Below are 14426 nucleotides of genomic sequence, written 5' to 3' on the forward strand. Positions count from 1 at the left end.
GGTATGGGGATCAGGCAGCGGCGTTGGATGCCGTCGGCGGCCGCGCTGGCGCTGGCGCTGCTGGCGGCGACCGGCTGCGACCGTACGCCGGACGCGCGTCCGGAGCCGGAGCCGACCGGCTCGGCGGCCGCGTCCGTGGCACGGGTGTGCGCCGAGCCGGCGGCCGGGCCGACGAAGGCGCCGGCCGGCGCGGTGACGGTCGACCCCGGCGTCACCGGCGATCTGGCCGCGAAGACCAAGGACAACCCCCCGAACACCACGTTCTGGCTCAGTCCCGGCGAGCACCGGCTCGCGCCGGACCGCTATGCCCAGGTCATCCCCAAGAAGGGCAACAGCTACCTCGGCGCGCCGGGCGCGGTGCTCGACGGCCGGAAGACCAACCAGTACGCGTTCGGCGGCGCCGCCCCCGACGTGACCATCCGCCACCTGACCGTGCAGGGGTTCGTCGCGCCGCACAACGAGGGCGTGGTCAACCACGACTCGGCCGACGGGTGGGTGATCGAGCACGCGACGATCCAGCACAACGCGGGCGCGGGGCTGATGGCCGGAGCCCGCCAGCGGGTCCGCGCCAGCTGTCTGCGCGGCAACGGCCAGTACGGCGTCAACGCGTACAAGGCGAAGGCGGACGGCCGCATCACCGGCCTGGTGCTTGAGGGAAACGAGATCACGGGCAACAACACGGACGACTGGGAGCGGCGGCGGCCGGGCTGCGGCTGCACCGGGGGCGTCAAGTTCTGGGCCGTCGACGGGGCCGACGTACGCGGCAACTGGGTGCACGACAACCGCGGCACGGGGCTGTGGGCGGACACCAACAACAACGACTTCCGCATCGAGGGCAACGTCATCGAGGCCAACGACGGCGCGGCGCTGATCTATGAGACCAGCTACAACGCGGTCATCCGGGAGAACACGATCCGGCGGAACAACTGGGTCGAGGGCCGCCGGAAGGCGGACCGCGACGACGACTTCCCGTTCGCGACGATCTATCTGTCCGAGTCCGGCGGCGAACCACGGGTCCGGGCCCGCACGGACAAGATCGAGATCTACCGGAACGTCCTGGAGGACAACTGGTCCGGGATCACCCTGTGGGAGAACGCCGACCGGTTCTGCAACAGCCCGGCCAACACCTCGTCCGGTGACTGCACGCTGCTGGTGAAGGACGCCGACCGCTGCGCGCAGCCGGAGATCGCCACCGCGCCGCTCTATGACGACTGCCGGTGGAAGACCCAGCGGGTCGACATCCACGACAACCGCTTCGCGCTGGACAAGTCCGTCGTCGACTGCACGGTGAAGTGCGACCGCATGGCGGTCCTGGCCAACTACGGCACGTTTCCGGACTGGTCGCCGTACCAGGGCGAGCGGGTGGCCGAGGCCATCACCCGCGAGCAGCGCAACCGCTGGCGCGACAACGTCTACCTCGGCCCGTGGAAGTTCGTCGCCCACGACCCCAGCCGGGTGCTCGACTCCGCGCAGTGGCAGGGCACCCCGTACCAGCAGGACAAGGGCAGCACCTTCCGCGCACGGGACGGTGGTTGAGATGACCGCGGACCGCACGCCGAAGCTCGTCGGGGCGGCCTGGGGGCTGCTGATCCTCAACACGCTCGGCTCCGCCGGGGCGCGGACCATCGTCCCGCTGCCCCGCTCGCTCATCCAGATGGTCACCATGGGCGCGCTGGTCGCCGCGTTCACGCTGGCGCTCGCCGTCAACCTCCGGCCGCGCGTGCGGGCCAGCGCCTTCCTGTTCCTGCTCACCCTGCTGCTGGTGCCGAGCGTGCTCTCCAGCGCGAGTCTGGAGTCCGGGTTCGGCGCGCTGTTCCGCTGCGCCCGGCTGGCCCTGTTCGTGGGCACGCTGTGGCTGCTCAGCCGCTGGTGGGGCGGCGGCCTGACGTTCGTACGGCACCACATCCGCGCGTACTTCGCGGTCCTCGGGTCGGTGGCCGCCGGTGCGCTCATCTCACCGGGGGCCGCCCTGCCCGACCTCTACGGCGGACGTCTGGTCGGCGCGCTGTGGCCGCTCACCCCGCCGCAGATCGGCCAGTACGCCGCGGTGGTCATCGGGCTTACGGTGCTGCTGCTCCTGGGCCGCCGGACCGACCGGGTCAGCGCGGCGGTCGTCATCGCGCTGGCGGTCGTCCTGCTCGCGCTGACCCATACCCGGACGGCCACGCTCGGCCTGCTCGTCGGTCTCGCGCTGGCGATCGGTTCGCTCGTGCTGACCAGCGCCGTCGCCCGCAGGTTCTTCGCCTGGGCGGTGGTGGGCGCGGCCGTGGCCGCGGTGGCGTTCGAGTCCGCGCTCCAGGCGTGGTTCCTGCGCGGGCAGAGTGAGGAGAACTTCACCAGTCTCACCGGCCGGGCCAAGGTCTGGGACGCTCTGCTGGCCGCGCCGCGGACCACTTCGGAGTACCTGTTCGGCGCGGGTCTGGGCGACAAGTCGTTCGACGGGCTGCCGATAGACAACAGCTGGCTGGCCGTCTACCACGAGCAGGGGATGACCGGCGTCGCCCTGGTGGCGGCGATCGTCGTCGTGCTGGGCGGCGTGGCGCTGCTGCGGCCGCCGTCGCTGGCGCGGGCCTGCGCGATCTTCCTGATCGGCTACTGCGCGATCGCGTCGTACACCGAGGCCGGGCTCGGCGACGCCTCGCCGTATCTGCTGCATCTGGCCGTGGCCGCCTCGCTCCTGGCGTCGCCCGCCGCGGCCCTCCCCACACCCGAAGCCCCCACGTCCGAAGTCCCCACGTCCGAAGCCCCGCTGTCCGAAACCCCTCTGTCCGAAACCCCTCTGTCCGAAACCCCTCGACGACGTGTCCCGCGCTGGGTCCGGGACCGGGAGGTGACCTGAGCATGCGGGTCCTCGTGGTGCACAACCGCTATGCCTCCGCGCAGCCGAGCGGCGAGAACAAGGTCGTCGACCAGGAGACGGCACTGCTGCGCGCGGCCGGTCACCAGGTCGAGATGTTCGAGCGGCGCAGCGACGACATCGCTGCCCGGTCCCTGCTCGGCAAGGTCGCGGTGCCGCTGCTCGTGCCGTGGAACCCGGCGGTACGCGCGGAGCTCGCCGCCCGGCTGCGCGCCGCACGCCCTGACGTGGTGCATGTGCACAACGTCTTCCCGCTTCTGTCGCCCGCGGTGCTGGCCGCCTGCGCCGACGTCGGCGTGCCCGCCGTCGCCACGCTGCACAACTACGCGCAGGTCTGCCCGCCCGGCACACTGCAACGGGACGGGCGGCCGTGCACCGAGTGCGTCGGGTCCGCGCCGCTGCCCGCCGTCCGGCACGGCTGTTACCGGGACTCGCGGCTCGCGACGGTGCCGCTGGCGGTCAGTCTGTCGGTCAACCGACGGCGATGGCGGTCTGGGGTGCGGCGGTTCTTCTGCATCTCCGAGGCGCAGCGCGCCGTCCTGGTGCGGTCCGGCCTGCCGCCCGAGCGGCTGGCGGTGAAGCACAACTTCGTGCCGGAGCCGGGCGTCCGCCGGGCGGGCCCCGGCGAGCATCTGCTCTATCTCGGGCGGCTCGCGGAGGCCAAGGGTCTGCGGCTGCTGATGGCCGCGTGGGACCAGCTCGCCGACGGCGGCGGTGTGGGCGTGCCGCTCGTGGTCGCGGGGGCGGGGCCGCTGGAGCGGGAGGTGGCCGCGTGGGCGGCGGGCCGGGACGACGTGCGGTACGTCGGCCTGTACGACACGGCCCAGAGCCGCGACGCGGTCGCACGGTCGGTGGCCGTGGTGGCGCCCTCCACCTGGCGGGAGACGTTCGGCCTGGTGGTCGCGGAGGCGATGGCGGCCGGGGTCCCGGCCGTCGCCGCCGGTCACGGCGCGTTCGTCGAACTCGTCGAGGACGGGGTGACCGGGCTGCTGCACCGGCCGGGCGAACCCGCCTCGCTCGCGGCCTGCCTGCGCCGGATCACGGCCGAACGGGCCCGCAACCAGGAGATGGGCCAGGCGGCCCGGCGGCGCTACGAGCGGGACTTCAGCCCGGCCGTCGGCCTTGAGCGCCTGGTGGACGGCTACCGCACCGCGATCGCGGACCAGACGGAAGCAACAGAAGCGAACAGAACCGATGGGGGCAGTAGATGACACGATGCCGACTCTGCGGCTCGGCGGCGCTGACCAGCGTCGTCGACCTCGGGGCGACACCGCCGTGCGAGAGCTTCCTCGCCGCGGACCAACTGGACCAGCCGGAACCGGCGTACCCGCTGCATCTGCGGGTCTGCACCGACTGCTGGCTGGCGCAGCTCCCTCCGCTGATCACGCCGGAGGAGACGTTCAAGGAGTACGCGTACTTCTCCTCGTACTCGACCTCCTGGGTGGAGCACGCGCGCGCGTACGTCGCCGACGCCGTGCGGGATCTGGGGCTCGGCCCCGACGCCTTCGTGGTCGAGGTCGCGAGCAACGACGGGTATCTGCTGCGGCACGTCGTGGACCACGGGATCCGCTGCCTGGGCATCGAGCCGTCGGTGAACGTCGGCGCGGCGGCGCGGGACGCGGGTGTGCCCACGCTCACGGAGTTCCTGGACCCGGCCACCGGCGCGGACGTACGCGCCGAGCACGGCCCGGCGGATCTGGTCGTGGCCAACAACGTGTACGCGCACATCCCCGACGTGACCGGGTTCACGCGGGGGCTGCGCGCTCTGGTCGCCGAGGACGGCTGGGTCTCCATCGAGGTGCAGCATCTGCTGACCCTGATCGAGGAGAACCAGTACGACACGATCTACCACGAGCATTTCCAGTACTACACGGTCGCGTCCGCGATCCGGGCGCTCGCGAGCGGCGGACTCGCGCTGGTGGACGTCGAGTCGCTGCCCACGCACGGCGGCTCGATCCGGCTGTGGGCGCGGCCGACCGAGGCGGCGGGCGAGCCCGCGCGGCGGGTGTTCGACGTACTGGACCGAGAGAAGGCCGCCGGGCTGCGGGAGTCGTCCGGGTACACCGAGTTCTCCGCTCGGGTGGCCAAGGTACGCCGGGACCTGCTGCGGTTCCTCATCGAGGCGGCCGAGCGCGGCGAGACGGTCGTCGGCTACGGCGCTCCGGGCAAGGGCAACACCCTGCTCAACCACTGCGGCGTACGGCCCGACCTGCTCCCGTACACGGTCGACCGCAACCCCTACAAGCACGGCAGGTTCACACCGGGCACCCGCATCCCGATCCTGCCGCCGGAGCGGATCGCCGCCGACCGGCCGGACTACGTCCTCGTCCTTCCGTGGAACCTGCGGGCCGAGCTGGTCGAGCAGCTGTCCTATGTGCACACCTGGGGCGGGCGGCTGGTCTTTCCCATACCGGAACTGAGCATTGTCGAGGTCAAGCCATGAAGGTCGTACTGTTCTGCGGCGGTTACGGGCTGCGGATGCGCGAGGGGGCGTTCGACGACGTGCCCAAGCCGATGGCGATGGTCGGCCCGCGTCCGCTGCTCTGGCATGTCATGCGCTACTACGCGTACTTCGGGCACACGGAGTTCATCCTGTGCCTCGGCTACGGGGCCCAGCACATCAAGGAGTTCTTCCTCACCTACGAGGAGACGACGTCCAACGACTTCGTGCTGCGCGGCGGGCGGACCGAGCTGCTGTCGACGGACATCGCCGACTGGACGATCACGTTCGCGCAGACCGGCGTCGAGTCGCCGATCGGGGAGCGGCTGCGCCGGGTGCGGCATCATCTGGACGGCGACGAGATGTTCCTGGCCAACTACGCGGACGTGCTCACCGACGCCCCGCTGCCGGAGATGATCGACCGGTTCGCCCGGCGTGACGCCGGGGCCTCCATGATGGTGGTACCGCCGCAGTCCTCGTTCCACTGCGTGGATCTGGGCGACGACGGCCTGGTGGGGGGCATCACCTCGGTGAGCGAGCTGCCGCTGTGGGAGAACGGCGGCTACTTCGTGCTCCGCCAGGAGGTCTTCGACCACATCCCGGAGAACGGCGACCTGGTCGGCGACGGATGCGTCCAACTGGCCAAGCGCGGGCGGCTGGTGGCCCACCAGCATCGCGGCTTCTGGAAGCCGACCGACACCGTGAAGGAGCGGGCCGCGCTGGACGCCGCCTACGCCCGAGGCGACCGCCCGTGGGCCGTGTGGGAACGGGACGGCTCGGGAGTGGGCACGACCGGCTCGGGAGCGGGCGCGACCGGCTCGGGGGTGAGGGCGTGATCCGGCTCGGGGCCGGGCGTCTTGACCGGCTCGTCGCGGTGGGCGCGCACTGCGACGACATCGCCATCGGCGCGGGCGGCACGCTGCTCACGCTGTGCCTCGCCCGGCCGGGCGTCCGCGTCGACGCGCTGGTGCTCTCCGGCGGCGGCGGTGAACGGGAGCGGGAGGAGCGGGCCGCGCTCGCCGCCTTCTGCCCGGACGCCGACCTGCGGCTGACCGTCCTCAAACTGCCGGACGGCTGGCTGCCCGCGCACTGGGACGAGGCCAAGGCCGCGGTCGAGGAGCTGCGCGCGCGGACCGACCCGGATCTGGTGCTGGCCCCGCGCACCGACGACGCGCACCAGGACCACCGCGGCCTGGCGCGGCTGATGCCCACCGCGTTCCGCGACCACCTCGTACTCGGCTACGAGATCGTCAAGTGGGACGGGGACCTCGGCCGCCTCGCCGCGTACCAGCCGCTGTCGCCGACGGTCGCCGAGCAGAAGGCGAGGCTGCTGCGGGAGCACTACCCCTCGCAACAACACCGGCCCTGGTACGACCGGGAGGCCTTCCTCGGTCTCGCCCGGATCCGCGGCATCGAATGCCACGCCCGCTACGCCGAGGCGTTCGCCGTCACCAAACTCACTCTCAGCTTGGGGGATTGAACCTTGCGCGTACTGCTGACCGGGCACCAGGGCTATCTGGGCACCGTCATGGCCCCCGTCCTCACGGCCGCCGGGCACGAGGTCACCGGGCTCGACGCCGGGCTGTTCGCCGACTGCCTCCTCGGCCCGCCGCCCGCGGACCCGCCGGCGCACCGGGAGGACCTGCGCGACGTCACGGCCGAGCACCTGGCCGGGGTGGACGCCGTGATCCACCTGGCCGCCCTGTCCAACGACCCGCTGGGATCGCTCGCGCCGGAGCTGACCTACGCCATCAACCACCACGCGTCCGTGCGCCTGGCCCGGCTGGCCCGCGACGCCGGAGTGCGGCGCTTCCTGTACGCGTCGACCTGCTCGGTGTACGGCGCGGCCGGGGGCGACGAGCTGGTGACCGAGGACGCCCCGCTGCGCCCGGTGACGCCGTACGCGGAGTCCAAGGTGCGCGTGGAGGACGATCTGCACGCGCTCGCCGACGGCGACTTCAGCCCGGTGTTCCTGCGCAACGCCACCGCGTTCGGCCACTCGCCCCGGCTGCGCGCCGACATCGTGCTCAACAACCTGGTGGGGCACGCCCTGTTGAGCGGCGAGGTGCTGGTGCTCTCGGACGGCACCCCCTGGCGTCCGCTGGTGCACGCCGCCGACATCGCACGGGCCTTCGCGGCCGCGCTGACCGCGCCGCGCGAGGCGGTGCACGACCGGGCGTTCAACATCGGCGGCGAGGTCAACAACGTCACGGTCGCCGAGATCGCCGAGCAGGTGGCCGAGGCGGTGCCCGGCTCGCGGGTGGTGATCACCGGTGAGACCGGCGCGGATCCGCGGTCGTACCGGGTGGACTTCTCCCGGTTCCGCGCCGCGGTCCCCGGCTTCGACTGCGAGTGGACGGTGAAGCGCGGCGCGCTCGAACTCGCCGCCGCCTACCGGGAACACGGGCTGACCCGTGAGGACTTCGAGCACCGCTTCACCCGGCTGGCCGTGCTGCGCGCGGCGTCCGATGCGGGCACCGTGGACGAGACCCTGCGGCGGCGCGGATGACCGCGACCGGAGAGGACACGACGGGCGACGAACTGTACGCGCTGGTGGAGCGGTTGTACCCGCTGTGCCGGAGCATCACCGGCGACGGGGTGCGCGCCACCCTGGACATCGTCGGCGAGTACATCCCGCTGCGGACGCATGAGGTGCCGACCGGGACGCGGGTGCTCGACTGGACGGTGCCGCAGGAGTGGAACATCCGGGACGCGTACATCGCGGACGCCTCCGGCCGCCGGGTCGTCGACTTCGCCGCGTCCAGCCTGCATGTGCTCGGCTACAGCGTGCCGGTGTCGGCGACCCTGCCGCTGGCCGAACTGCGCCCGCATCTGCACACCCTGCCGGACCACCCGTCCTGGGTGCCGTACCGCACCAGCTACTACCAGCCGCGGTGGGGCTTCTGCCTGGCCCAGGAGACCCTGGACGCGCTGCCGGACGGCGACTACGACGTACACATCGACTCCACGCTCGCCGACGGCCACCTGACCTACGCCGAGCATGTGGTCCCCGGACAGGTCGCCGACGAGGTACTCGTCTCCTGCCACGTCTGCCACCCGTCGCTGGCCAACGACAACCTCGCCGGGATCGCGGTGGCGACGTTCCTGGCCCGGTCCCTGGCGGAGCGTCACACGCCGTACTACACCTACCGGTTCCTGTTCGCGCCCGGCACCATCGGCGCGATCACCTGGCTGGCCCGCAACCGGGAGCGGGTCGCGGAGCGGGTCAAGCACGGCCTGGTGCTGGCCTGCGCGGGCGATCCGGGCCAGCTGACGTACAAACAGAGCAGGCGCGGCGACGCGGAGATCGACCGGGTGCTGCGGCATGTGCTGGCCGCATCCGAACGCCCGCACCGCGTCACCGAGTTCACCCCGTACGGCTACGACGAGCGGCAGTTCTGCTCGCCCGGCTTCGACCTCGGCGTGGGCTCGCTCAGCCGCACCCCGTACGCCGGGTACCCCGAGTACCACACCTCGGCGGACGACCTGGACTTCGTCTCCCCGGAGGCGATGGCGGACACGCTCGCCGTGTGCCGGGAGGCGTTCGCCGTACTCGACCGCGACCGGCGGTACGTCAACCTCAGCCCGTACGGCGAACCCCAACTGGGGCGGCGTGGGCTGTACGACTCGCTCGGCGGCCGCAGCGACGCCAAGCAGGCCCAGCTGGCCATGCTGTGGGTGCTCAGCCTCTCCGACGGCGAGCACGGTCTGCTGGACGTCGCCGAGCGGTCCGGGCTGCCGTTCGACGCCGTCGCCGCCGCGGCCGACGCGCTGCACGACGCCGGACTGATCAAGGCGTGAGGGGGAGCACCCGGCGGGCTGTCGTCGGTCGGCTGTCCTGGGGGCTGGCCGACCAGGCGGCCTCCAGCGCGACCAACTTCGCGGTGGGCATCTATGTGGCCCGCTCGCTGGGGCTGGCTGCGTTCGGCGTGTTCAGCCTGGCCTGGGTGACGTACGGCGTGGTGCTCAGCGTCTCGCGCGGGCTGGCCACCGACCCGCTCGTGGTGCGCTTCAGCGGCGTGCCGGACGCGTCCTGGCGCGGGGCCGCGGCACGGGCGTCGGGTACGGCGCTGGGCGTCGGCGGCGCGATCGGCGCGGCGTGTCTGGCAGCCGGTCTCGCGGTGGGCGGCAGCGTGGGGGCCGCGTTCGCCTGCCTCGGCGTCGTGCTGCCGGGGCTGCTGCTCCAGGACGCCTGGCGGTACGCGTTCTTCGCCGCGGGCACCGGGCGGAAGGCGTTCGTCAACGACCTCGTGTGGGGCGTCGCGCTCGTCCCGGCGATGGTGGTGGCGGCCCGCGCGGGCGGCGTGGCCGCCTTCGTGCTCGCCTGGGGCGCGGCGGGCGCGGTGGCCGCCGCGTACGGCTGCTTCCAGTCCGGGATCCGGCCCCGCCTGACCGGGGCGCGCGCGTGGGTGCGCGAGCACCGCGACCTCGGCTACCGGTATCTGGTCGAGAACACCTGTGTCAGCGGCGCGAGCCAGCTGCGGGCGTACGGGCTCGGCGCGCTCGCCGGGGTCAGCGCGGTGGGCGTGATCCGGGGGGCCGAGCTGCTGCTCGGCCCGTTCCTCGCCGTGCTGATGGGGCTGTCCCTGGTCACCGTCGCGGAGGCGGCGCGGGTGCTGCGCCGGGCCCCGCACCGGCTCGGCGCGTTCTGCCTCCTGCTGGGCGGCGCGCAGGCCGTCGCCGCGCTGCTGTGGGGCGCGGCGCTGCTGCTGACCCCGGACCGGTTCGGCGAGCTGGTGCTCGGCGACGTCTGGCACGGGGCGTCCCAGCTCATCGTCCCGGCCACGCTGGGCGTCGCGGGCGCGGGCCTCGGCACCGGCGCGGCCGCCGGGCTGCGCGCGCTGGCCGCGGCCCGGCGCAGCCTGCGCTGCCAGCTGTTCGCCTCCGCCTGCTATGTGACCGGCGGGATCGGCGGCGCGGTCGCGGCCGGGGCGGTCGGCTCGGCGTGGGGCGTCGCCGCCGCGACCGCGTGCGGCTCGGCCGTGTGGTGGCTGCAGCTGCGGGCCGCGCTGCGCGAGCGCCGCCAACAGGATTCCATCCCCGAAGTGAGGACATCATGACCGCCCATCCCCGGCTGAGCGTCGGCCTGCCCGTGTACAACGGCGAGGAGTACCTCGCCGAGTCGCTGGACGCCCTGCTCGGCCAGACCTACGAAGACTTTGAACTGGTCATCTCCGACAACGCGTCGACCGACGGGACGGAGGACATCTGCCGCGCGTACGCCGCACGGGACGCGCGCGTACGCTACCTCCGGCTCCCCCGGAACATCGGCGCGGCCCCGAACCACAACCGCGTGTTCGCCGAGTGCCGCGGCGAACTGTTCAAGTGGGCCTCACACGACGACCTGTACGCCCGCGACCTGCTGCGGGCCTGCGTGGCGGCGCTGGACGAGCGGCCGAACGTGATCCTCGCGCACTCCGGCCAGGCGGTCATCGACGGCGACGGCCGGGTCAAGGTGCCGTACGCGTACGGGCTCGCCACCGACTCGCCGCGCGCGCCGGAGCGCTTCCGCAGCCTGCTGTTCGAGCCCGGCGGCGACGACTTCTACGGGGTGATGCGGGCCGATGTGCTGCGCCGGGTGAAGCCGCACGACAGCTACCACCACGCGGACCGCACATTCGTCGCCGAGATCACCCTGCACGGCCCCTTCCACCAGGTGCCGGAGCTGCTGTACTTCCGCCGCGACCACCCTGCCCGCGCCGAACGCGCGAACCCCGGCAAGCGCTCCCGGTGCGTCAACCTGGACCCGCGCCGGGCGGGCCCGCTGCACCCGACGCCCCGGCTGCTCGCCGAGTACGTCTGGGGCTTCGTCGCGGCGATCCGGCGGGCACCGCTGTCCTCGGCCGACCGGCGCGCGTGCTACCGCCATCTGGCCGCGTGGCTGACCAGCCGCACCAGGCCGGGGGCGGGCGAGCGGGTCGAGGACCGCGCCCCGGCCGACCCGTCCGATCCGTCCGCGCTCACCGTCTCGGTGGACGCCTTGGTGGCGGGCCGCGAGGGGAGGCGGGCGTGACGCCCACGCGTGAAGGCCCGGTCCGCGTCGGGGTGTTCGGCCTGCTCGGCTCCGGCAACCTCGGCAACGACGGCTCGCTGGAGGCCGTGCTCGGATACCTGCGCGCCGAGCATCCGGAGGCGGCCGTGGACGCCCTGTGCGGCGGCCCCGAGACCGTCACGACCCGGTACGGCATCCCCGCGACGCGGCTGCACTGGTACCGCGGCGAGTACCGGACCGCGTCCCGCGCGGCCGCGATCGCCGCGAAGGGCCTGGGCAAGCTCGTCGACGCCGCCCGCACCGCCGCCTGGGTGCGCCGGCACGACGTGGTGATCGTGCCGGGCATGGGCGTCCTGGAGGCCACGCTGCCGCTGCGGCCGTGGGGCTTCCCGTACTCGCTGTTCCTGCTCTGCGCGTCCGGGCGGCTGCTGCGTACGCGGGTCGCGCTGGTCGGCGTCGGCGCGGCCCCGATCGGCAACCGGCCGACCCGCGCCCTGGTGCGCTGGTCGGCGCGGCTGGCGTCCTACCGGTCGTACCGGGACACCCAGTCCCGCGACGCGATGCGGGAGATGGGCGTGGACACCGCGCGCGACGAGGTCTACCCGGACCTGGCGTTCGCCCTGCCCGCGCCGGAGGCGGGCGGGGCGGCGGAGGCGGGCGCGCCCCCGGACGGCCCGCCGGGGCTGGTCTGCGTCGGGGTGATGGACTTCCACGGCGGCGACGAGGACCGCGCCGGGGCCGAGCGGATCCACCGCCGCTACCTCGACGGGACGACCCGCTTCGTCCGCGCGCTGGTCGAGGACGGCAGGCCGGTCCGGCTGCTCACCGGCGACGCGTGCGACGCGGCGGTGGTCGCCGCGATCCGCGACGCGGTGGACTCTCCGCTGGTCACCGCGGCCGAAGCGGCCTCGCTGGCCGACCTGATGAAGGAGACGGCGGCGGCCGACGCCGTGGTGGCGACCCGCTACCACAACCTGGTGTGCGCGCTGAAGACCGGCACGCCGACGCTCGCGCTCAGCTACGCGGCGAAGAGCGACGCGCTGATGGCCCGGATGGGCCTCGGCGCGTACCGCCACCCGGCCCGCGAGATCGACGCGGACCGGCTGCTCGCCCAATTCCGGGAGCTGGAACGGGAATCGGCGCGACTGCGGCGCACCCTCACCGAGCGCAACCTGATCGCTGCCGAGCAACTCACGTGCCAGTTCGCGGCCTTGACCGCGACCGTGTTCCAGGAGGCCCCATGAAAGCGACCGAAGTCCCGGAGATCGCCGGAGCGTATCTCTTCGAGCCGACGCCGTACGCCGACGAACGCGGCTTCTTCTGCCGCACCTTCGACGCCGGCGTGGTCCGCTCGGCGGGCCTCGACCCGGACGCCTTCGTCCAGGACAGCGTGTCCCGCTCGGCGCGGGGCGTGCTGCGCGGCCTGCACCTGCGCTCCGGCGACGGCGAGGCCAAGCTGGTGCGCTGCTCGTACGGGAGGATCTTCGACGTGGTCGTGGACCTGCGGCCCCACTCGCCGACGTACCTGGGCCGGGCCTTCTTCGACCTGTCCGGCGAGACCCAGGCGACCGTGTACGTCCCGGCCGGGTGCGCGCACGGCTTCCAGGCGCTGACCGAGACCGCCGACACCTCGTACCGGATCGACCGCCCGCACGATCCGGCCGAGGACGTCACGATCGCCTACGACGACCCGGAACTCGCCATTCCCTGGCCGCTGCCGGTCACATCGGCGTCCCAGATGTCCCAGCGGGACCGGGAGGCCCCGAGCCTCGCCGAGGTCCTGAAGCGGATGGGGAGGTGAGTTCGGCGTGGACGACTCCCGACAGGCGAACGAGCGGCTGCACGCCCTGATCCCCGGCGGCGCGCACACCTACGCCAAGGGCGACGACCAGTACCCCGAGAACCTGGCCCCGGTCATCAGCCACGGCCACGGCGCGCACGTCTGGGACGTCGACGGCAACCGCTACATCGAGTACGGCTCCGGCCTGCGGTCGGTCAGCCTCGGCCACGCCCACCCGCGCGTGACGGAGGCGGTGCGACGCCAACTCGACCGCGGCGGCAACTTCGTCCGGCCGTCCATCGTCGAACTCGAAGCCGCGGAACGCTTCCTGGACACAGTGCCGACGGCCGAGATGGTGAAGTTCGCGAAGAACGGCTCCGACGCCACCACCGCCGCGGTACGCCTCGCCCGCGCCGCCACCGGGCGGCCCCGCGTGGCCGTCTGCGCCGACCATCCGTTCTTCTCGGTCGACGACTGGTTCATCGGCACCACACCGATGTCCGCCGGCATCCCGGAGGCGACCACCGAGCTCACCGTGGCGTTCCCGTACGGGGACCTGCCCGCCACCGAGGAGCTGCTCGCCCGGTACGGGGACGAGGTCGCCTGCCTGATCCTCGAACCCGCCGCCCACACCGAGCCGCCGCCCGGATACCTCACCGGTCTGCGCGAGCTGGCGGACCGGCACGGCTGCGTACTGATCTTCGACGAGATGATCACCGGCTTCCGCTGGTCCGAGGCGGGCGCCCAGGGCCTGTACGGCGTCGTCCCCGACCTCTCGACGTTCGGCAAGGCGCTGGGCAACGGCTTCGCCGTCTCCGCGCTGGCCGGACGCCGCGCCCTGATGGAACGGGGCGGGCTGCGCCACCCCGGCGACCGGGTGTTCCTGCTGTCCACCACGCACGGCGCGGAGACGCACTCCCTGGCGGCCGCGATGGCCGTGCAGACGACGTACGCCGAGGAGGGGATCACCGCGCGGCTGCACGCCCTCGGCGAGCGCCTGGCCGCGGGCGTCCGCGACGCCGCGGCCAGCATGGGAGTGGCCGACCACGTCCTCGTCCGGGGCCGGGCCAGCAACCTGGTCTTCGCCACCCTCGACGAGGACCGGCGGCCGTCGCAGCGCTACCGCACCCTGTTCCTGCGCCAGCTCATCGCGGGCGGGGTGCTGGCCCCGTCGTTCGTGGTGAGCAGCGCGCTCAGCGACGCGGACATCGCTCATACGGTGGACGTGACAGCCCAGGCGTGTGCGGTGTACCGCAAGGCGCTGGAGGCCGCCGACCCCACACCCTGGCTGTCCGGACGCCCGGTGAAACCGGTGTTCCGCCGCCGAGCCTGACACGACACCACACCACACGAGGTG

Annotated in this window: 13 protein-coding genes; all 13 read left to right on the forward strand. The window is 73.1% G+C overall.

Going from position 1 to position 14426, the window contains the following annotated elements; translation table 11 throughout:
• Positions 1-3: 3 nt before the first annotated feature.
• The 13 genes from ACX6XY_RS03100 to ACX6XY_RS03160 are packed head-to-tail and all read left to right on the forward strand — an operon-like array spanning position 4 to position 14402.
• Positions 4-1536: a right-handed parallel beta-helix repeat-containing protein gene (locus ACX6XY_RS03100; RefSeq protein ID WP_460326013.1), complete on the forward strand. Its 1533-nt coding sequence runs from the start codon at positions 4-6 to the stop codon at positions 1534-1536.
• A gap of 1 nt (position 1537) precedes the next feature.
• Positions 1538-2839: an O-antigen ligase domain-containing protein gene (locus ACX6XY_RS03105; RefSeq protein ID WP_460326015.1), complete on the forward strand. Its 1302-nt coding sequence runs from the start codon at positions 1538-1540 to the stop codon at positions 2837-2839.
• Positions 2840-2841: 2 nt separating this feature from the next.
• Positions 2842-4068 carry a glycosyltransferase gene (locus ACX6XY_RS03110; RefSeq protein WP_460326017.1) on the forward strand — a complete coding sequence of 409 codons (1227 nt, stop codon included), beginning with the start codon at positions 2842-2844 and terminating at the stop codon, positions 4066-4068.
• Positions 4065-5300, forward strand: a complete 1236-nt coding sequence (locus ACX6XY_RS03115; protein WP_460326019.1) for a class I SAM-dependent methyltransferase — start codon at positions 4065-4067, stop codon at positions 5298-5300. Before ACX6XY_RS03110 ends, ACX6XY_RS03115 begins: the two co-directional genes overlap by 4 nt.
• Entirely contained in the window at positions 5297-6133 is an 837-nt protein-coding gene (locus ACX6XY_RS03120) for a glycosyltransferase family protein (protein ID WP_460326021.1), read from the forward strand. Before ACX6XY_RS03115 ends, ACX6XY_RS03120 begins: the two co-directional genes overlap by 4 nt.
• Complete coding sequence (locus ACX6XY_RS03125) at positions 6130-6777, forward strand: PIG-L deacetylase family protein (RefSeq protein WP_460326023.1); 648 nt, start codon at positions 6130-6132, stop codon at positions 6775-6777. Before ACX6XY_RS03120 ends, ACX6XY_RS03125 begins: the two co-directional genes overlap by 4 nt.
• A 3-nt stretch (positions 6778-6780) precedes the next feature.
• Positions 6781-7806 (forward strand): NAD-dependent epimerase/dehydratase family protein, encoded by a 1026-nt coding sequence (locus tag ACX6XY_RS03130; protein ID WP_460326025.1) that lies wholly within the window; start codon positions 6781-6783, stop codon positions 7804-7806.
• Positions 7803-9098: a DUF4910 domain-containing protein gene (locus tag ACX6XY_RS03135; protein ID WP_460326027.1), complete on the forward strand. Its 1296-nt coding sequence runs from the start codon at positions 7803-7805 to the stop codon at positions 9096-9098. Before ACX6XY_RS03130 ends, ACX6XY_RS03135 begins: the two co-directional genes overlap by 4 nt.
• Positions 9095-10357, forward strand: a complete 1263-nt coding sequence (locus ACX6XY_RS03140) for a hypothetical protein (protein ID WP_460326028.1) — start codon at positions 9095-9097, stop codon at positions 10355-10357. The genes ACX6XY_RS03135 and ACX6XY_RS03140 overlap by 4 nt, the downstream gene beginning before the upstream one ends.
• The gene (locus tag ACX6XY_RS03145) at positions 10354-11310 is read left to right on the forward strand and encodes a glycosyltransferase family 2 protein (protein ID WP_460326030.1); all 957 of its coding nucleotides are present in this window, start codon (positions 10354-10356) and stop codon (positions 11308-11310) included. Before ACX6XY_RS03140 ends, ACX6XY_RS03145 begins: the two co-directional genes overlap by 4 nt.
• Complete coding sequence (locus tag ACX6XY_RS03150) at positions 11307-12533, forward strand: polysaccharide pyruvyl transferase family protein (protein ID WP_460326032.1); 1227 nt, start codon at positions 11307-11309, stop codon at positions 12531-12533. Before ACX6XY_RS03145 ends, ACX6XY_RS03150 begins: the two co-directional genes overlap by 4 nt.
• Complete coding sequence (locus tag ACX6XY_RS03155) at positions 12530-13090, forward strand: dTDP-4-dehydrorhamnose 3,5-epimerase family protein (protein ID WP_460326034.1); 561 nt, start codon at positions 12530-12532, stop codon at positions 13088-13090. The genes ACX6XY_RS03150 and ACX6XY_RS03155 overlap by 4 nt, the downstream gene beginning before the upstream one ends.
• Before the next feature lie 7 nt (positions 13091-13097).
• Positions 13098-14402 (forward strand): glutamate-1-semialdehyde 2,1-aminomutase, encoded by a 1305-nt coding sequence (locus ACX6XY_RS03160; RefSeq protein ID WP_460326036.1) that lies wholly within the window; start codon positions 13098-13100, stop codon positions 14400-14402.
• Positions 14403-14426: the final 24 nt, after the last annotated feature.

The organism is Streptomyces sp. O3 (assembly GCF_054788135.1).

Excerpts from the sequence above, each read along its gene's own strand:
- ACX6XY_RS03100 (WP_460326013.1), top strand. The coding sequence starts at position 4 with ATGGGGATCAGGCAGCGGCGTTGGATGCCGTCGGCGGCCGCGCTGGCG.
- ACX6XY_RS03105 (WP_460326015.1), top strand. The coding sequence starts at position 1,538 with ATGACCGCGGACCGCACGCCGAAGCTCGTCGGGGCGGCCTGGGGGCTG.
- ACX6XY_RS03110 (WP_460326017.1), top strand. The coding sequence starts at position 2,842 with ATGCGGGTCCTCGTGGTGCACAACCGCTATGCCTCCGCGCAGCCGAGC.
- ACX6XY_RS03115 (WP_460326019.1), top strand. The coding sequence starts at position 4,065 with ATGACACGATGCCGACTCTGCGGCTCGGCGGCGCTGACCAGCGTCGTC.
- ACX6XY_RS03120 (WP_460326021.1), top strand. The coding sequence starts at position 5,297 with ATGAAGGTCGTACTGTTCTGCGGCGGTTACGGGCTGCGGATGCGCGAG.
- ACX6XY_RS03135 (WP_460326027.1), top strand. The coding sequence starts at position 7,803 with ATGACCGCGACCGGAGAGGACACGACGGGCGACGAACTGTACGCGCTG.
- ACX6XY_RS03145 (WP_460326030.1), top strand. The coding sequence starts at position 10,354 with ATGACCGCCCATCCCCGGCTGAGCGTCGGCCTGCCCGTGTACAACGGC.
- ACX6XY_RS03155 (WP_460326034.1), top strand. The coding sequence starts at position 12,530 with ATGAAAGCGACCGAAGTCCCGGAGATCGCCGGAGCGTATCTCTTCGAG.